Annotated in this window: 15 protein-coding genes and 1 tRNA gene; 10 read left to right on the forward strand and 6 right to left on the reverse strand. The window is 41.2% G+C overall.

The window, feature by feature from the left end; translation table 11 throughout:
- Window positions 1-39 precede the first annotated feature (39 nt).
- The 6 genes from AACW45_RS10315 to alr form a co-directional block, all read right to left on the reverse strand.
- The gene (locus tag AACW45_RS10315) at window positions 40-2868 is read right to left on the reverse strand and encodes a methyl-accepting chemotaxis protein (RefSeq protein WP_190632898.1); all 2829 of its coding nucleotides are present in this window, start codon (window positions 2866-2868) and stop codon (window positions 40-42) included.
- A gap of 60 nt (window positions 2869-2928) precedes the next feature.
- Window positions 2929-3426, reverse strand: coding sequence for a chemotaxis protein CheW (locus AACW45_RS10320; RefSeq protein WP_190632899.1), 498 nt, complete (start codon window positions 3424-3426; stop codon window positions 2929-2931).
- Entirely contained in the window at window positions 3423-3806 is a 384-nt protein-coding gene (locus tag AACW45_RS10325; RefSeq protein ID WP_096645701.1) for a response regulator, read from the reverse strand. The genes AACW45_RS10320 and AACW45_RS10325 overlap by 4 nt, the downstream gene beginning before the upstream one ends.
- A gap of 80 nt (window positions 3807-3886) precedes the next feature.
- On the reverse strand, window positions 3887-4945 hold the full coding sequence (locus tag AACW45_RS10330) for a response regulator (protein WP_190632900.1): 1059 nt from the start codon (window positions 4943-4945) through the stop codon (window positions 3887-3889).
- 726 nt (window positions 4946-5671) lie between these two features.
- Window positions 5672-5753: transfer RNA gene (locus AACW45_RS10335), tRNA-Leu, on the reverse strand.
- Between the two features lie 97 nt (window positions 5754-5850).
- A complete protein-coding gene (gene alr, locus AACW45_RS10340) occupies window positions 5851-7038 on the reverse strand; it encodes an alanine racemase (protein ID WP_190632901.1) in 1188 nt (395 codons plus the stop codon).
- Between the two features lie 431 nt (window positions 7039-7469).
- Here alr and AACW45_RS10345 point away from each other — a divergent pair, with 431 nt between their 5' ends.
- The 10 genes from AACW45_RS10345 (at window position 7470) to AACW45_RS10390 (ending at window position 17650) form a co-directional block, all read left to right on the forward strand.
- The gene (locus AACW45_RS10345; RefSeq protein WP_096645698.1) at window positions 7470-7967 is read left to right on the forward strand and encodes an HNH endonuclease; all 498 of its coding nucleotides are present in this window, start codon (window positions 7470-7472) and stop codon (window positions 7965-7967) included.
- A gap of 879 nt (window positions 7968-8846) precedes the next feature.
- The gene (locus AACW45_RS10350; RefSeq protein ID WP_096645697.1) at window positions 8847-10133 is read left to right on the forward strand and encodes a DHH family phosphoesterase; all 1287 of its coding nucleotides are present in this window, start codon (window positions 8847-8849) and stop codon (window positions 10131-10133) included.
- Window positions 10134-10262: 129 nt separating this feature from the next.
- Window positions 10263-10757 carry a phosphohistidine phosphatase SixA gene (sixA, locus tag AACW45_RS10355; RefSeq protein WP_190632902.1) on the forward strand — a complete coding sequence of 165 codons (495 nt, stop codon included), beginning with the start codon at window positions 10263-10265 and terminating at the stop codon, window positions 10755-10757.
- A 113-nt stretch (window positions 10758-10870) separates the two neighbouring features.
- Window positions 10871-12007, forward strand: a complete 1137-nt coding sequence (locus tag AACW45_RS10360; protein ID WP_190632903.1) for a citrate synthase — start codon at window positions 10871-10873, stop codon at window positions 12005-12007.
- A gap of 337 nt (window positions 12008-12344) precedes the next feature.
- A complete protein-coding gene (gene nuoH / locus AACW45_RS10365; protein ID WP_190632904.1) occupies window positions 12345-13463 on the forward strand; it encodes an NADH-quinone oxidoreductase subunit NuoH in 1119 nt (372 codons plus the stop codon).
- Between the two features lie 142 nt (window positions 13464-13605).
- Window positions 13606-14190 carry an NAD(P)H-quinone oxidoreductase subunit I gene (ndhI, locus tag AACW45_RS10370; RefSeq protein WP_096645691.1) on the forward strand — a complete coding sequence of 195 codons (585 nt, stop codon included), beginning with the start codon at window positions 13606-13608 and terminating at the stop codon, window positions 14188-14190.
- 108 nt (window positions 14191-14298) lie between these two features.
- Window positions 14299-14949 carry an NADH-quinone oxidoreductase subunit J gene (locus tag AACW45_RS10375; RefSeq protein ID WP_190632905.1) on the forward strand — a complete coding sequence of 217 codons (651 nt, stop codon included), beginning with the start codon at window positions 14299-14301 and terminating at the stop codon, window positions 14947-14949.
- 51 nt (window positions 14950-15000) lie between these two features.
- Window positions 15001-15306, forward strand: coding sequence for an NADH-quinone oxidoreductase subunit NuoK (nuoK, locus tag AACW45_RS10380; protein ID WP_096645689.1), 306 nt, complete (start codon window positions 15001-15003; stop codon window positions 15304-15306).
- Between the two features lie 6 nt (window positions 15307-15312).
- Window positions 15313-16233 carry an NAD(+) kinase gene (locus tag AACW45_RS10385; protein ID WP_190540449.1) on the forward strand — a complete coding sequence of 307 codons (921 nt, stop codon included), beginning with the start codon at window positions 15313-15315 and terminating at the stop codon, window positions 16231-16233.
- A 625-nt stretch (window positions 16234-16858) separates the two neighbouring features.
- Window positions 16859-17650, forward strand: coding sequence for a GNAT family N-acetyltransferase (locus AACW45_RS10390; protein WP_190632906.1), 792 nt, complete (start codon window positions 16859-16861; stop codon window positions 17648-17650).
- Window positions 17651-17774 lie beyond the last annotated feature (124 nt).

Below are 17774 nucleotides of genomic sequence, written 5' to 3' on the forward strand. Positions count from 1 at the left end.
GGGTCATTAGTCATGAAACTGGAGACTGTTGACAATTACTTAACTGACCTTAAATGTACCCACAGTCTGTTGCAACTCTTGGGAAATTTCCACAGTTTGTTGCAAAGATTCGGAAACTAAGCGCGATGAATCGCTAGTCCGTTGTGAGACAGCCACAATTGCTTTCATTAAATTGCTAACCGTGTGGGAAGTTTCGACTTGCGATGTAGTCGCTACTGAGATTGACTGTACCAGATTGTCAATTTGCCGCGATACATCCAAAATTTGATTGAGACTGCGTTTAGCATCTTCAACAATTCGCGTACCTTCAACTACCTGGGTAGTACCAATTTCCATTGCTTGGACTACATCGCTGGTTTCCCGTTGGATGTTCTCAACAATTTGTTCAATTTCTTGGGTAGCAGCAGCGCTTCTAACTGCTAATTCGCCTACTTCTTCAGCCACTACGGCAAAACCTTGTCCTTCTTCCCCAGCCCGTGCAGCTTCAATTCCCGCATTAATTGCTAACAAGTTAGTTTGGACGGCGATTTGATTAATCAAGGACACTACACGGGAAATTTGCTGAGAAGATTCTCCTAAACGTTTCACCTTCTTGGCAGTTTCTCCAACAGTTTCTCGTAAAGAGAGAATGTTTTGTACTGTCAAATCCATTGCTTGTCCGCTCTTGGTAGCAGTTTGGGCAGCTTGATTGGCAATTACTGCCGCTTGCTGGGCATTTTTCGCTACCGCTTGGATGGAATGAGTCATTTGATCCACCGCATCCAAGGTGCGGTTTATTTCCGCCGCTTGACTCATTGCTTCGTCTGCTAGCTGACGAATGGCTGCTTCATTGGAGCCAATCGCCGTATTCACTTGAGAAGCTGCATTTTGCACTTGGGTGACAATATCCCGGAGACTTTCGACAATGGAGTTGAAAAAGTCGGCTACAGTGCCAATTTCTCCTGCTGTTACGTCTGCGCGCACTGTGAGATCGCCACTAGCAGCACCTTCAACATTACTCAGTAATTCTAACAGTTGGGTTTGTAGCGCTTCTTTTTGTTGGCGTTCTTCTTGAGTATCTTGTTGGGCAGCAGATTTAGCTTGTTCTAATTCTTCTAAGAGCCTAGCTTGTTCTAGAGCATAGCCAATTTGGATGGCTGTTTGTTTAAATAAATCAATATCTGTTGGTTGCCACAATCGCGGACTTTCACAATGATGGGCAATTAACAGACCAAAGAGTTGATTTTGGCTGATAATGGGGGCGATCAAATTGCCTTGAACCGCGTATTTTTCGAGGTTTTGAATGTAACAATTAGCATTATTGAGATGCGGCTCTTGATAAATGTTAGCGATCGCTCTAACTTTGCCTTGTTGATACAGTTCTACATGGCGTTCGCGAAAACAGGGATCGTCAATCCGCGCGCCGAGCATTTTCGGCCAGCCATCAGCTACAGATTCTGCCACCACTACCCCATCCCAAGTCCCTGGATTGAGCTGATAAACAATTACCCGGTCTGTTTTTAAGGCTGGGCGCACTGCGTTGACTGCTGTGCTGTAAATATCTTCAGTTAGCAGCTTTTTGCGAATTTCTAGGGTGATATCTGCAATAAATTTGATTCTCAGGGCTTCTTGCTCTTTTTCTCCTAGCAGTACTTGTAATTGCTCTGCCATTCTGTTAATATTGACACCGAGAATGCCTAACTCGTCTGTTCTGTCCACCTCTAAACGAGTATTGAGTTGACCGTCACCGAGTTTGCTCACTGCTTCAGCTGCAATCAAAATGGGCTGGGTAGCGCGTTTTGCTAGCCAAGCCGCGATCGCTGCGACAATGACTGCGGTTAAAGCTGTACCTAAGGCGATCGTCAACAATAATTGTCTTTGGGGCGCAAATGTAATATCTGTATCTGTCGCAATAATCGCTCCCCATTTTAAATCAGGTAAACCGTCAATTGTCCTTGAGGGTACATAGCTGACAAATTGCTGTTTGCGGTTCAGATTGTTAACTGTAACAAAATTACCAATTTTATTCTTTTCTTTCAGTTGGCTCAACCCCGGAAAATCCGCTTTAGCTTCTCTACCTTCTTGATTATTTTGTGTAGCTATAAAAATTTTGCCTGCTGGATCGACTAAATTATAATCATGTCCTTTACTAGCATAATTTTTAATAATCTCTTCTATAGAACTTACTGGCATTCTGGCTCTAATCACGCCAATATATTCCCCACTGACTACATCTTTCAAAGGTGCAGCGATATGAATGCTTACTAAACCAGTAGTTTCTGACTTTTCTGGCTGACTAATAATCACCGTATTTTGTTTGAGCGCATCTTGAAAATACTGACGATTTTTGTGATTTTCTAAAGGTGCGCCTGTAGATTGGGCAATGACGTTACCTTCCGTGTCAAAAATCGCAATACTATCATAAGCTTTATCAGCTTTGATAATGCGGTCTAAAATCTCTTGCTTACCTTGAGTAGTAATAATTGCTCTTACTTGCGGATTTGTTAAAGATGGGAGATTCGCCAGTACTTGAATATCCCCATATCTCGCCAACACATAACGGTTGACTTTATCTAGCAAGCTCAACGTTTCCGCTTGTTGAGACTGGGTAATCTGCTGATTAATTGAGTGATTAGCAAAACTATAAGCGATCGCGCCAATTACCAATGTCGGTAAAGTCCCAATGGCGATCGCCAATACTGTCGTTTTAGTATTTAAACTAAGTCTTTGAAAATAACCGATTACCTGGTTCAAGGGAGAGGAATTGTAAGGTGAATGAATAGGCTTTATTGATTGTTTAATTGTTGGTTCAAATACTCTTTGGGATGTCATCAATGATGGGCGATTTTGCCCATCATTACCCTTAGCAGTGTCAGTTTTATGAAACATATATTAATTCTCCTAAATATGTGAATAAGAACACTATTATTTGTGAATTACTAGTACACCCTAATCACTGCGGAGAATAGAAGAATGCACAATAGCTTGTGCATCTAATACCAGTAAGGTCTCAGATTGTTGAATAATACATCCATTAAGATAAGGTACTAAACTAGATGCAACTTGTCCTAGAGGAGAACAAATCTCATCGGACAAAAACTTAGCTGTACCTTTTATCTCTTGTACAACTAAGCCCAACAGCATTGATTCTACTCGCACAACGATTACATTATATTGCCGCAGCCTACTGCTTAAAGATTCTAAATTGAGCATTCTTGGCAAATCTACTATCCAAATTATGCGACTCCGCCAATTCATTAAGCCGACGATGCAAGCAGGCATATTTGGCATTGAAGTCACAGACTCAACAGGTACAATAATCGCTTCTTGGGTATGCCTCATTGATAAAATAGCAGCAGTCTGTTGATTAAGTTGAAACTTAATATAGCCATCTCCTAAATTTTGTGGACTAGACTGTGCATTTAAAGTATTCTTTGAACTATTCATGGATTAATTGCTACTGATTTAATAGCACGTATAAGTTGATCCCTGGTGTATGGTTTGGTGAGGTAGGCATTAGCACCTTGCTTCATTGCCCACAAACGATCGATTTCTTGATTTTTAGAACTACAAATTACAATGGGTACGTTCTTTGTCACTGGATGTTTTTTTAAATACCGACATAATTCAAAGCCACTCATTCCTGGCATGACTACATCAGTGACAATGACATCCGGCTGTTGTAACACAGCTTGCTCTAAAGCCTGTTTTGCCTCTGTAGTTGGGATCACATTGTAGCCACTTTCTGTCAGAAAATAACTCATTAATTGCAATTCGCTGGGGGAATCTTCAACAATTAGAATTGTGCTAATCAAAGTCAAACTCATTGCTAAATCTCCGAATAATTATCATTATTTCCTGATTTATTTGATAGATAGTTAGTGTAAATTAACTATCTATGAGAAAATTAATTGATATGTTTAAAGACCATTTTTAGCAAATCTGATTGTGTAAATGGTTTGGTTAAATAACCAGAAGACCTCACCATTTTTGCCTTAGCTCTATCAATAAAGCCTGTTTTCCCCGTCACCATAATAATCGGCGTGTCCTTAAATTGCGAATGTCGGCGCAATAAAGAACACAGTTCATAGCCATCTAAATTTGGCATTTCAATGTCGAGTAAAATTAAATCTGGTTTACTCCGAAGAATTTGCATTAAAGCTTTGACTGGATCGTTAATTAAGACTACATGAAAGGTTTCTTCATCTAAAAAATGTTTAATCGAGTTCAAAACAGTCTGGCTATCATCAATACAAGCTATTGTATACATGCCTTTACCAGCATGTTTTTGGGAGAATGTATGATTTTTATCCCCAGTCTGAGAAAAATTTGTGGGTTTAGAACTAGGTTTTGCTAATGGAGTTTGAGATAGCTTGTTTGTCGGTGGATTTAAAGTACTCCCCGCCGCAGGTAGGGGTGATTGGATTGGTAATTGACGATTTCTCAACTGTTTTTGACAGTGTTCCACAATTACCCGCAAATCTAAATTACAAAACTTAGGTAAGCCATCTAGAGTAATTTCTGAATTAAATTCATAGCTTCCTTCTTTTAAAGCTAGGAATGACTCCAATACTTCTTTTGCCAATTCTTCAATTAAATCTGCTGCTTGCATAGGGTTAATATAATCCTGAGCAGCTAGCCAACATATAGCATGATAATCAGCATTTGATGTGGACTGATTTTCATTATTTGTTTCAAACATCAGCCGCATTTGCACTCTCGCAGCGCTGTTGAGTGTAGGAATTTGCTGACTCAAACGCCGTAAGTGGTTATCCAGCCTTTCAAACACTTTATCTGAATTAGAGGCATAAGTTAGTTTACCGTCCTCTAAATATATCGACCAAGAAGTCGTCTCTGTATATACCTTTAAGCATCCTGTAGCACGCCGACTTGTGAGTTGTGCCAACAGGGATAATGGATGTAATTTCTGGAACAACTTGTAGCTACCTATAGGAGTTGTACTCATTGTGCTTTTACTTCAGCTAAATTCAATACTTGTAGACTAAACTTGTACAGGAATTTCGATACAATCCCCACCAAGCAAAACAATCTTAGTGCCATGTAGCATAACATACATAAATATTTATCCTCGTTTGTAAATAAAGTTAACCGTAGCTTTGTTTTCAGATTATAAAGTCTTAGTCAATTATGAAGTTATTGTCAATTTACTTACTTATACTGAGATTATCAGACATGCTTGGATAAAGATTAAATCAAATTTAAAGACTAGATGAAGTCGATCGCATTTTAGTAGCCTTTTGTAAACTTTTGAAAGTAATATTACTACCTCCCAAAATAGAAGTTACTTAGGAGTATCAGCATTATTACTGAAAAAACTGGACGTGAATTCAGATCGCTATTGACATCACATTCGGTATGTTTACTTAAATGTGATGTAAATTACTCCTGCTCTTAATCTACTATCATTAACAGCAGTCTGCTAACGATAGCAATCAAAATCAGCTTTTGATACTAATAGTAATCTAATGATTGCTGTGATATAGATTGTTGTCATAGCCAGGGAAACCCCAAGCCAAAAAATGCTTCTGTGGCATTTTTAGGAAATTGGTATGAGATTTTATGATGCGCACCCCGATGACAACTACTCTATGACATAAAGCCCCATACTTAATATTAATTTTCACATCAGGTGATGAAAATTTCTACTTGGGGCTGTCTTTTTAATTATAAGTGCGGATGAAAGGACTTGAACCTTCACTCCTCTCGGAACTAGAACCTAAATCTAGCGCGTCTGCCAATTCCGCCACATCCGCATCAGTTATTGATTGTAACAGACAAATTATTAATGGTCAATAGTCTAATGACTGTAGACTATTGACTCTTAACTACGGACATCCTCATGCTTTACGGCTACATCATCGCCATTCTAGGTAATCGATGCTTGAAACCACAAAGAATTTCCCAAGAAATAGTATTTACTTTCTCTGCCCATTCGTCAGCAGAAATTTTTTCTTTGCCTTGTTCCCCTAGTAAGGTAACTATTTCTCCTTCTTGGATATCTTCTATGGCAGTTACATCCACCATCAACTGATCCATTGTAATTGTGCCAATTTGCGGCACTCGCTGACCGCGAATAATCACTTGCATATTGTTGGAGAGATGACGGGGAACGCCATCAGCATAACCAATCCCAACAACTGCTAGCCGGAGTTCTTGAGGAGCGATAAAGTGATGTCCGTAACTAACACCAGTTCCATTTGCTATTGTTTTTACCTGGGTGACACGGGCTTTAACTTGTAACACAGGTTTGAGCTTAATTGTTGGTTGTAAATGTGGTGATGGATAAAGTCCGTAAACTGCTAATCCGACACGCACAATGTCGTAATGTAAGGCGGAATCTGCTAAGGTGGCGGCAGAATTAGCTAAGTGTAAGCATGGTGTTTTTATCCCCATTGCTTGAATTTGGGCGATCGCTTCCTCAAATCGTCTATGCTGTTCTTCCATTACCGTAGTATCAGGGCTATCAGCTGTCGCCAAATGAGAGTAAATACTAGCAATCTGCAAATGCGGTAAGCTTTGCACTAATTTGACAAATTCCCCCGCTTGTTGCCAATTAGTTCCTAACCTGGACATACCTGTATCTAATTTGATATGTACCGCTAAGGGTGAACGCTCGTTCATCGCTTCTAAGGTGTTAGAAAATACCAAAGCTTGTTTAGGACTGCAAACTGTGGGTTGTAATTGCCAATGAGCGATCGCCTGAATTTGTTCTGCTGTGTGGGTTGCCCCTAAAATTAAAATTGGTGCTTGAATACCCGCTTCTCTTAGTTGAATACCTTCGGGAATTGTCGCTACACCTAACCAGCTAGCTCCTGATTCTAAGGCTGTTTGCGCCACCGCTACCGCTCCATGTCCATAGGCGTCGGCTTTGACTACCGCCATCAGTTGAGTGCGCGCTGAGAGTAACCCAACTAACTGTCTGACATTATGAGACAAAGCTGCTAAGTCAATTTCTATCCAAGCGCGTTGCGAGAACCAAGCATAACTATCACAATCTTGCCCGGAAACGATCCCAGAAATTTGCTTGCTACTTAACATTTTCCTTCACTCCTATCACACCAATAATTTGGCTGCTAGACAATCTACCTATTCCATTACCAACAATGGCATCAGATTAATCTGGCAGTTTACATTCGATTTGGGAATTCTCACAAGATTCCTACATAGTTAATTTGTACTTTTTCTCAAGATATATTGCTAAAAGTAGATTTTTCTATGCTGTTTTTGGGTAAAAATTTAATTTTAAGTATTTTTTGTTACTAAGTAAAACATTCTCTAGAGGCAAGCATCCTCAGATTTCTAGAAAATAATTCCCCCATTTAGGTTACTTGTAAAGCATTAGATAAAATTCTTACCATCAACAGAAGATAGAGTTGGTAAATTATGGCGAAAGTATAATTTATTCTCATCCCCCAACTAGGGTATATATGTGTTAATATATGTAAAACTAATACCTTGAGCGTTTACCAATGGGTAAGGTTTTAGTCCTAAACGCCTCTTATGAACCGCTCAATATCACGAGTTGGCGTCGTGCTGCGGTTTTGTTAATTAAAGGCAAGGCAGAACGGGTCGAACATAACGGTAAATTCTTATACTCGGATTTCCCATTGCCAACTGTAATCCGGTTGCGACATTATGTGCGCGTTCCCTATAAAGAAATTCCCTTAACTCGCCGAAATATCTTGCACCGTGACGGACACACCTGTCAGTACTGCGGTTACACTGGCGATGAATTGACTTTAGATCATGTCATGCCGCGATCGCGTGGCGGTGGTGATAGTTGGGAAAACATGGTTACAGCCTGCGTGCGTTGTAATGTCAAAAAAGGAAGTCGCACACCCCACGAAGCACACATGCTTTTACGTCATCCGCCTCGCCAACCTTACAGCAGCCTTTATTTTGAGGTGAGTAAACACCTGAAAAGTGGCTTACATAAAGAGTGGAAAAAATATGTTATAGGTCTTTGAGGCAACTGAATCAATTAATGTTTGTCTAATACTGGTCATTTTTCTTGGGTGACTAAAAATTAGTCATTGGTAAACCCAAATGACTAGTGATAGCTCATGGCTAAACGATGCTAGTGCTGGATTTGGCGTCTAAATTCACAAGCCCAGGCAATGCAGCAATTACATCTGGTGGCTACGCTTTGGCTTAGGTACAGACATTGCTGCTAAGTCATTCGGCGGCTACCTTGAATTGCCAGCCCCTTATTGTACACCTTTTTTCACCAATTTGCATGTATAGATGCTAAATTAGCAATAATCTTAATTTAGTTAAGAAAATGACATTTTTAGTTAACAATAAAAATAATTGTTAATGGTTGAGGATTCACTAGTATAAAACTATCAGCGATGAAATTTGACTAACAATCTATTGCCTGTGAAATATGAAGTTAAAAGCCTGCTGAAAGAACATCAGTCTCAAAATGTGAAAACTAGATCGACACGATCCGATTGGTAGCATAATTGTGTAATAACGCTGCCTCAAAGCCAGCCTCTAGATTCACAATTGTTGTGCTGTGTAAAGGTCAAAAATTAGTCCAGTTAACCGAAGCAATCCCGCATTATTTTCTTTATAAAAAAGAAAAAACCCAAAGATGAAAAAAATCTCTTAATTTAACCTGTATTAGGAAATACTAAGTACACTAGTTACCAAAACCGATTTGAATACACTGGTGGAATTTGGTAAATGCTGACTATTTTCATTGATAAAAAATAGACCGAGATATATAGTGCCACCATTCGCTATTTTTGCGAAGATCGTAATGTGTGGCCCGATCAGTGCAACACTGATTTTAATATTTCTTAACTAAACAATGGAGCCTCACGCTTACAAAAACCTTCCATATGCAATTGAATCCATCTTTGATGCAGTTTGAGAGTTTGTCATTGACCACAGAGCCGAACCAAGAGGATGCTGAAATAGACGCAGTCCCGATAGTGGAAGTCCCAGTTAGCAAAACCTCCGTACCGCCATCAACAAGTGAAGGAGGTATGTATCTAGTTCAGCGTGGTAATTCCTTGGTGTCTCAGAAGTCAGAAGAACTGCAAAAGACACTACTAGCGCACCGCCACGAGCGTCAACTCATAATTCTGCAAGATTTTCCCGATCCAGATGCCCTATCTTGCGCCTGGGCATACCAGCTAATTGCCCAGCAGTATGATATCAAATGTGAAATCATCTATGCTGGTACCTTAAGCCACCAAGAGAACATTGCTTTAGTCAAGCTGACTAATTTACCTGCCCAGCGCTGGACATTACAAACCATTAAAGGTAAAGACTTGTCATCTTACCAAGGCTTCATCTTAATTGATAACCAAGGAACCACAAGTCAGCTATTATCGGCAATACAGCAAGCAGGTGTACCCCTAGTTGCCGTGATCGATCATCACAGCATCCAATCGGATCTCAAGTCAGAATTTGTCGATGTCCGTCCTTATGTGCGCGCCACGGCAACGATTTTTACCCAGTACCTGCAAGCAGGGTTACTCACCTTAGATAGCAGCATTAACCAGCATGTCAAGTGTGCTACTGCCTTGATGCATGGCTTGCGATCGGATACAAATCGACTGATGCAAGCACAAGAAGAGGACTTTATGGCTGCTGCGTATCTCAGTCGATTTTACGATGCCCAACTGCTGAACGCTATTTTACAAGCGAATCGCTCCAAGCGGGTAATGGATGTGATTGAGCGCGCGCTCAAAAATCGCATCGTCCAAAATAACTTTTCTATTGCTGGTGTGGGTTACATTCGTTATGATGACCGCGATGCTATTCCTCAAGCGGCGGATTTCCTTGTGACAGAAGAAAACGTCCATACGGCTGTAGTTTACGGTATTGTTCACGATGAGGATGACGAACTAGAAGTAGTGATTGGCTCCTTAAGAACCACCAAACTTACCCTAGATCCTGATGAATTCATTAAAGAAGCGTTCGGACAAGATAATAACGGGCGCTTTTTTGGTGGAGGACGCACAGGCGCAGGCGGATTTGAAATTCCGATGGGTTTCTTGTCTGGCGGCAACGAAAACTCTGCTTATGCAAAAATGAAATGGGAAGTATTCGATACTCAAATCAAGCAAAAGCTCTTGAAGTTAGTTAATCCTAAAGACAACCCGATTCAGTCAGAATAGTTAGTTGTCAGTAGGGGCGGGTTTATGCGAGATCGTCATGAATCCGTGAGGATATCTATGAACCCGCCCGTACAGTTGTCAATTGTTAACCAGACAAATGACCACTGACCAAGAATTTAGGTCAAAGTTGTGGAATTATATTTAATTCGTCATGGGATAGCCGAAGAGAGAACCCCTAGCATTAAAGATGAGGAGCGAGTACTCACGAAAGAAGGCAGACAAAAAACAGAAAAAGTAGCTCAAAGACTAGTTAAGCTAGATTTACACTTTGATTTAATCCTGACAAGTCCCTTAGCTAGGGCGCAGCAAACCGCAGAAATACTCATTCAAGCAGGACTAAGCGAGGATCTGGAAGAATCTCATCACCTTGCACCTGAGGGAAATATTCATAATTGGCTTAAAGACTGGCTAGAACCGAGAAATTATCCCCAAAATACCCAAATTGCCCTGGTTGGACATGAGCCTTGTTTAAGCGAATGGGCGGAAATTCTTCTTTGGGGAGAAGCCAAAGCCAGTTTAGTCTTGAAAAAAGCAGGTATGATCGGGATAAAACTACCAGAAATAGGTTCTCCTTTGGGTCGTAGTCAGATGTATTGGTTGACACCACCCAAGTACTTGCTATAACGGTTTTCTAACGGTTATGAAAAGACTTAAGGTTATAACTGTCACTGTTATTGCAATAACGATTTCTGGTAAGTTAGCCTGAGCAAATCTTTCACAAAGCAGATGGTGTTGCCATGTCGGTGTGCGAATATAAGCCCGGTTTGGAAGGCATTCCGGCTGCCCAATCCAGTATCAGTTATGTTGACGGGCAGAAGGGAATACTAGAATATCGTGGTATTCGGATTGAGGAACTAGCAGCAAAAAGTACATTTTTGGAAACTGCTTATCTTTTAATCTGGGGTGAACTGCCCAGCAAGGAAGAATTGAAAGCATTCGAGGATGAAGTTCGTCTCCACAGGCGGATTAAATATCGCATCCGGGATATGATGAAATGTTTTCCAGAAAGCGGTCACCCAATGGATGCGCTACAAGCCTCAGCAGCAGCCTTAGGCTTGTTTTACTCGCGCCGAGATTTACATAATCCCGTCTACATTCGGGATGCAGTTGTTCGCTTGATAGCAACCATTCCCACAATGGTGGCGGCCTTTCAGTTAATGCGCAAGGGTAACGACCCGGTACGGCCAAGGGATGACTTAGACTACTCGGCTAACTTTCTCTACATGCTCAACGAGAAAGAACCCGATGAGTTAGCAGCCCGTATTTTTGATGTCTGCTTGATACTGCATGTCGAGCATACAATGAATGCTTCTACCTTTAGCGCCAGGGTAACAGCTTCGACCCTCACAGACCCCTATGCTGTAGTTGCTAGTGCAGTGGGTACCTTAGGCGGGCCGTTGCATGGTGGAGCCAATGAAGAAGTTATTCAAATGTTGGAAGAAATTGGCTCGGTGGCAAATGTCCGTCCCTATGTAGAAGACTTGCTGCAACGTAAAGCCAAGATTATGGGTTTTGGGCATCGCGTCTATAAGGTAAAAGACCCCAGAGCCACAATTTTGCAAAACTTGGCAGAGCAGTTGTTTTCCAAATTTGGCGAAGACAAGTACTATGAAATTGCCCAAGAGATGGAACGGGTAGTAGCAGAAAAGCTAGGTCACAAAGGAATTTATCCTAACGTTGACTTTTACTCCGGTTTGGTGTACAGAAAAATGGGAATTCCCACAGACTTGTTTACACCAATTTTTGCGATCGCTCGTGTTGCTGGTTGGCTAGCTCATTGGAAAGAACAGCTAGAAGAAAACCGCATTTTCCGTCCGACTCAGGTTTATAACGGTCGTCACGAAGTTGCTTATACTCCGATTGACCAACGCTAATGAGCAGATGGACTGCTTATTATAGCAGCTTTCGAGCCAAGGGAATCAAAAACATTGAAGAAAGCAGAAACCGTTGCCACAATGGAAACGGTAACTTTGTCCTGCGGCAACGATATTAGGGGGTTAGCTGCGTGAATCCCAATCATTGCTATAAGTAGAACTTGTAGTTGATTTGCGAGGGGCTAAAACCATCCAACGGTATACTAGGCATGGGAAATAGCAATCAAAATTCAATCAGGCGTCGTCTCGGTAGAGATATTAATGGGTGAACTTACAGATATTAATTTAACTAATATTTTGTAACTCGCCATCACAAGATGACTTAAAGAGCGGAAACATGAACTCAGGAATTGACCTCCAAGGAACTTTTATTAAATCCCTGACGGATTTAGGACTACCACCAGACGCAGCCAAAGCTATTTGGATGCCTCTGCCAATGATACTGATGCTCATTGGAGCCACAGTAGGGGTATTAGTAGCAACATGGTTAGAGCGGAAAATTTCCGCCGCCGCCCAACAGCGAATTGGCCCGGAATACATGGGGCCTTTTGGCTTACTGGTGCCGGTTGCCGATGGTATCAAGCTGGTATTTAAAGAAGATATCGTCCCAGCCCAATCTGACCCCTGGTTATTTACCCTGGGGCCAATTATTGTTGTAATTCCGGTGTTTCTGTCTTTTCTGATTGTGCCCTTTGGGCAGAATATCGTAATTACGAATGTGGGGATGGGGGTATTTTTGTGGATTGCCCTGTCTAGCATTCAACCAATTGGCTTGTTGATGGCTGGTTATGCATCAAATAATAAATACTCCCTCTTAGGGGGCTTACGGGCAGCAGCGCAATCAATTAGTTATGAAATTCCCTTGGCGTTGAGCGTACTCGCGATCGCGATGATGTCTAATAGCCTCAGCACTGTTGATATTGTTAACCAACAATCTGGCTACGGTATCTTAGGCTGGAACATTTGGCGTCAACCAGTTGGATTTCTGATTTTCTGGATTGCAGCTCTAGCGGAATGCGAACGCTTACCCTTCGACTTACCAGAAGCGGAAGAAGAACTAGTTGCAGGTTATCAAACCGAATATGCCGGCATGAAATTCGGTTTATTCTACCTGGGTTCCTACGTTAACTTAATTCTTTCTAGCTTACTAGTTGCTATTTTATACCTGGGCGGTTGGGATTTCCCCATTCCCATTAGTGCGATCGCTAATTGGGTAGGAGTCAGCGAAGCCAACCCAGTCTTGCAGGTAGTAACTGCTTCTTTGGGTATCATTATGACCGTACTCAAAGCCTACTTGCTAGTATTCGTCGCCATCCTGTTGCGCTGGACAGTACCACGGGTACGGATTGACCAATTGTTAGATTTAGGATGGAAATTCTTACTACCAGTTGGTTTGGTTAATCTCCTATTAACCGCAGCCCTGAAACTAGCTTTTCCCGTAGCCTTCGGTGGTTAACCAATTTTAGATTTTGCGGAAAGTTGCGTGGGCGGGTTCCCCGACTTGAGCAAACTTTCCAAGACAGATTTTGGATTTTAGATTGAAATCCAATCCAAAATCGGAAATCCAAAATCCAAAATTCCAGAGAGAGTAAAACACGATGCTAAAGTTCCTCAAACAAGTTGGCGATTACGCCAAAGAAGCAGTGCAAGCTGGTCGTTATATCGGTCAAGGCTTATCTGTCACCTTCGACCACATGCGGCGGCGGCCGATTACTGTCCAATATCCCTACGAAAAATTGATTCCTGGCGAACGTTTTCGCGGCAGAATTCACTTTGAGTTTGATAAATGTATCGCTTGTGAAGTTTGCGTGCGCGTATGTCCCATCAACTTACCTGTTGTTGATTGGGAATTTGACAAAGCCAGCAAAAAGAAAAAGCTCAATCACTACAGTATTGACTTTGGAGTTTGTATCTTCTGCGGTAACTGTGTGGAATATTGCCCAACTAACTGTCTGTCTATGACAGAAGATTACGAGCTTTCCACCTACGATCGCCATGAATTGAACTATGACAACGTCGCCTTGGGACGCTTACCCTACAAGGTAACCAATGACCCAATGGTGACACCATTACGCGAACTAGTTTACCTGCCTAAAGGCGTAATGGAACCCCACGATCTACCTGCTGATGCTCCCCGTGCTGGCGCACTTCCCCAAGACTTGGTAGAAAAAGCAGAAAAATAAATGTCAAAAGTCCCCAGTTAATAGTCCATAGTTAAAACATAACTATTGACTATTGACTATTGACTATTGACCCTTGACTCTTGACAACTGAATTGAGGACGAAAAACAGTGAATCTAGCAGAAGGAGTACAGGTTGTTTCCTTTGGTATACTGGCTGTGATGATGATTGGGGCAGCTTTAGGCGTGGTGTTGTCTTCGAGCATCGTCTATTCTGCCTTTTTGCTTGGTGGCGTATTCATCAGCATCGCTGGCATGTACCTGTTACTCAACGGTGATTTTGTCGCCGCAGCACAAATACTGATTTATGTTGGTGCAGTTAACGTGCTGATTTTGTTTGCGATCATGTTGGTGAACAAGCGGCAGAATTTTGCACCCTTTCCTAGTGCTGGGCTGCGGAAAATATTTACAGCTGTGGTGAGTGTGGGATTATTTGCGCTTTTAAGCACAATGATCTTAGCAACTCCTTGGGCTTATGCAACCGCTCCGGTAACTATTGAAAGTTCCATAGTCTTAATTGGGGAGCATTTCTTTAGCGATTTTCTCCTACCTTTTGAATTGGCTTCCGTTTTGTTGTTGATGGCAATGGTGGGAGCGATTATTTTGGCGCGTCGCGAATACTTACCAGAACCAACTAGTTCCGAACTGCCACAAACAGTGTTAACTTTGCCAGAACGTCCTAGAGAAATGGCAGCAATCGGTAACATTGGTAATGAATCTGGTGAAAATCCTGTCTATCGTGGCGGTTCTCGGCGCGAATAATTAGCTAACCCCAACTCACAACTCAATTCTGAATAAAAACTCAAAAGATTCATGGAACTCCAGTACTTTTTGTTACTCGCAGCCGCTTTATTTTGTATTGGCATCTATGGTTTAATTACTAGTCGCAACGCTGTGCGCGTGCTGATGTCAATTGAGTTACTACTAAATGCTGTTAATTTGAATTTAATGGCATTTTCCAACTTTCTTGACTCAACATTAATTAAGGGTCAGGTTTTCACCGTATTTGTGATTACCGTGGCCGCAGCCGAAGCGGCGGTAGGTTTAGCGATCGTGCTTGCCATTTATCGCAACCGCGATACCGTCGATATGGAGCAGTTTAATCTCCTCAAGTGGTAATTGTGCGTGCAACTAAAGCAGGTAATCATTGCTTATAAAGCGCGAGATGCCCAGAGTAAACGCTGGGCAGAAGTCTGTGCTAAACAACTAGAAAATCGCCAATGTCAGGTGTTGATGGGGCCTAGCGGCCCAAAAGATAACCCTTATCCGGTGTTTTTGGCTTCGGTGGGTCAACCAATCGATCTGGCATTGGTACTCGGCGGTGACGGTACGGTTTTAACCGGTGCCAGACATTTAGCTCCAGCTGGCATCCCCATTCTGGGAGTGAATGTGGGAGGTCATCTGGGGTTCTTAACCGAGTCAGTGGAAGAATTTCAAGATACAGAGAAAGTTTGGGATCGGCTGTTTGAAGACCGCTATGCAATTCAACGGCGGATGATGTTACAAGCAGCAGTGTTTGAAGGTCAAGGATCGCATTTAGAACCAGTAAGCGATCGCTATTTGGCTTTGAATGAATTCTGTATTAAGCCAGCCTCCGCCGATCGCATGATCACCTCAATTTTAGAAATGGAAATTGACGGGGAAATTGTCGATCAATATGTTGGCGATGGTTTAATTGTTTCCACTCCCACTGGTTCTACTGGTTACACCGTTTCTGCTAACGGCCCAATTATGCACGATGGTATGGAAGCAGTTACCATCACTCCCATCTGTCCTATGAGTCTTTCCAATCGTCCCCTAGTTTTACCTCCTGGTTCTGTGGTCAGCGTTTGGCCTTTGGGGGATTACGATTTAAGTACCAAGCTGTGGACAGATGGCGTTTTAGCTACTTCAATTTGGCCAGGACACCGCGTTGATGTGCGAATGGCTGATTGTCGAGCCAAATTTATTATTTTGCGGGAAAACAACTCCTACTACCAGACACTACGCGAAAAATTGTTGTGGGCAGGTACGAGGGTTCGCTACAGTAATAATCACCGCAATTAATAGTAAATTCATCAGTAAGTTCATCTTTTTTGGGATCTGCGTTTCTTGACTTTCCCAAGCGATAATGTAATATCAATTCGTAATTACGAGATTCGCAGAGAAGGTAAGTTTTTAGGTTATGAGTTTTCGCTGAATCTTCGAGAATTGGTAAAAATTAACTTGTCAAAACAGCAAGTCTACAGAGAAATTTGTAGGCTTGCTCAATTTATGGATATAACTAGGCTTATAAATTCCCCAAGAAAAAAATTCTGTATCTTATTGCCAGATTTTTGAGGCAATTATGCTCATAATAATAACACCCATTCCTCACACGTTAAATTATTTAGTTGTTTGAAAATAAGGAGAAATTGTCAAATCGGCTACTTAAAATCAGTTCGTCAGTCTACCATCAGTTAAAAGACAATTTCTCTAAATTCCTATATATCCAGATGTTTCTGGACAATAATCCAAGATTCGCATATTTCAAACATCAAAAACTATAACATTTCTCAATTATTCGTGAGATGTAAGACACCCGAATTCTTTGAGAATTTGGGTATTTGGTATCGATAATTTTCTCAAATTCACTATCTCCGCAGATACTCAATTATAGTAAAGTATTTTCCCATTTCCAGTAATCAGACAGATGGAAATTTCTTGTCCCAACACTGATAATCAACGGAATTCTGCGTTAGCCTTAAAAGATTTCCCTGTACTTCAAAACAAAAAATATATTTTAAAACTAGCTACGACTGAAGCAGAATTAGAATCAATATATCGGTTACGCTTTGAAGTGTTTAATCTAGAATTAGGTTTAGGTTTCTCTAATTCTAATATTAACCAAATGGATCGAGATAGGTTTGATGAAGTTTGCCATCATTTGCTGCTGATTTCCCAAGTGACTGGTAAAACTATCGGTACTTATCGGATGCAAACTTATAAAATGGCTTCTCAAGGATTGGGTTTTGATGCTGCGGATATTTTTAATTTGAGTAGTATTCCAGAGAGTATTCTGCAAATGTCTGTAGAGGTTGGGCGTGCATGTATAGCTAAAGAATATCGCAATATTCAAGCACTTTTATTACTTTGGGAAGGACTAGCAAATTATTTAATTTACAGTCAAAGTAAATATTTTTTTGGCTGTGCATCTTTACTGACACAAAATCCTTGGGAAGCTGTTTGTGCTTATCATTATTTTCAATGTAATAATTGGATGCATCCCCAGATTCTTGTTTATCCTAATCCAGAATATTCCCTAGAAATATCACAAAATTGTCCTGAATTATGTAATGTTTCTATTCCCAATATTATGCAGGCTTACTTAACTATTGGTGCTAAAATATGTAGTCTTCCAGCTATTGATAGGCAGTTTCAAACTATTGATTTTTTAACTATATCAAATATAGAAGAGTTTACTAAATGGCATTCTCGAAAATGAATGAGTTTTCAACCGCAGAGGCGCAGCGAAAAGTCGGAGCGCCGGCTTCCGGCGATCTGAACTTTTCAAGACAGAGAACACAGAGAGAAGAAGATGTTTTGCATAATTTTCTAGGAATATCATA

It is taken from the genome of Calothrix sp. FACHB-168 (assembly GCF_963889195.1).
Lineage (GTDB): Bacteria > Cyanobacteriota > Cyanobacteriia > Cyanobacteriales > Nostocaceae > Aulosira > Aulosira anomala_A.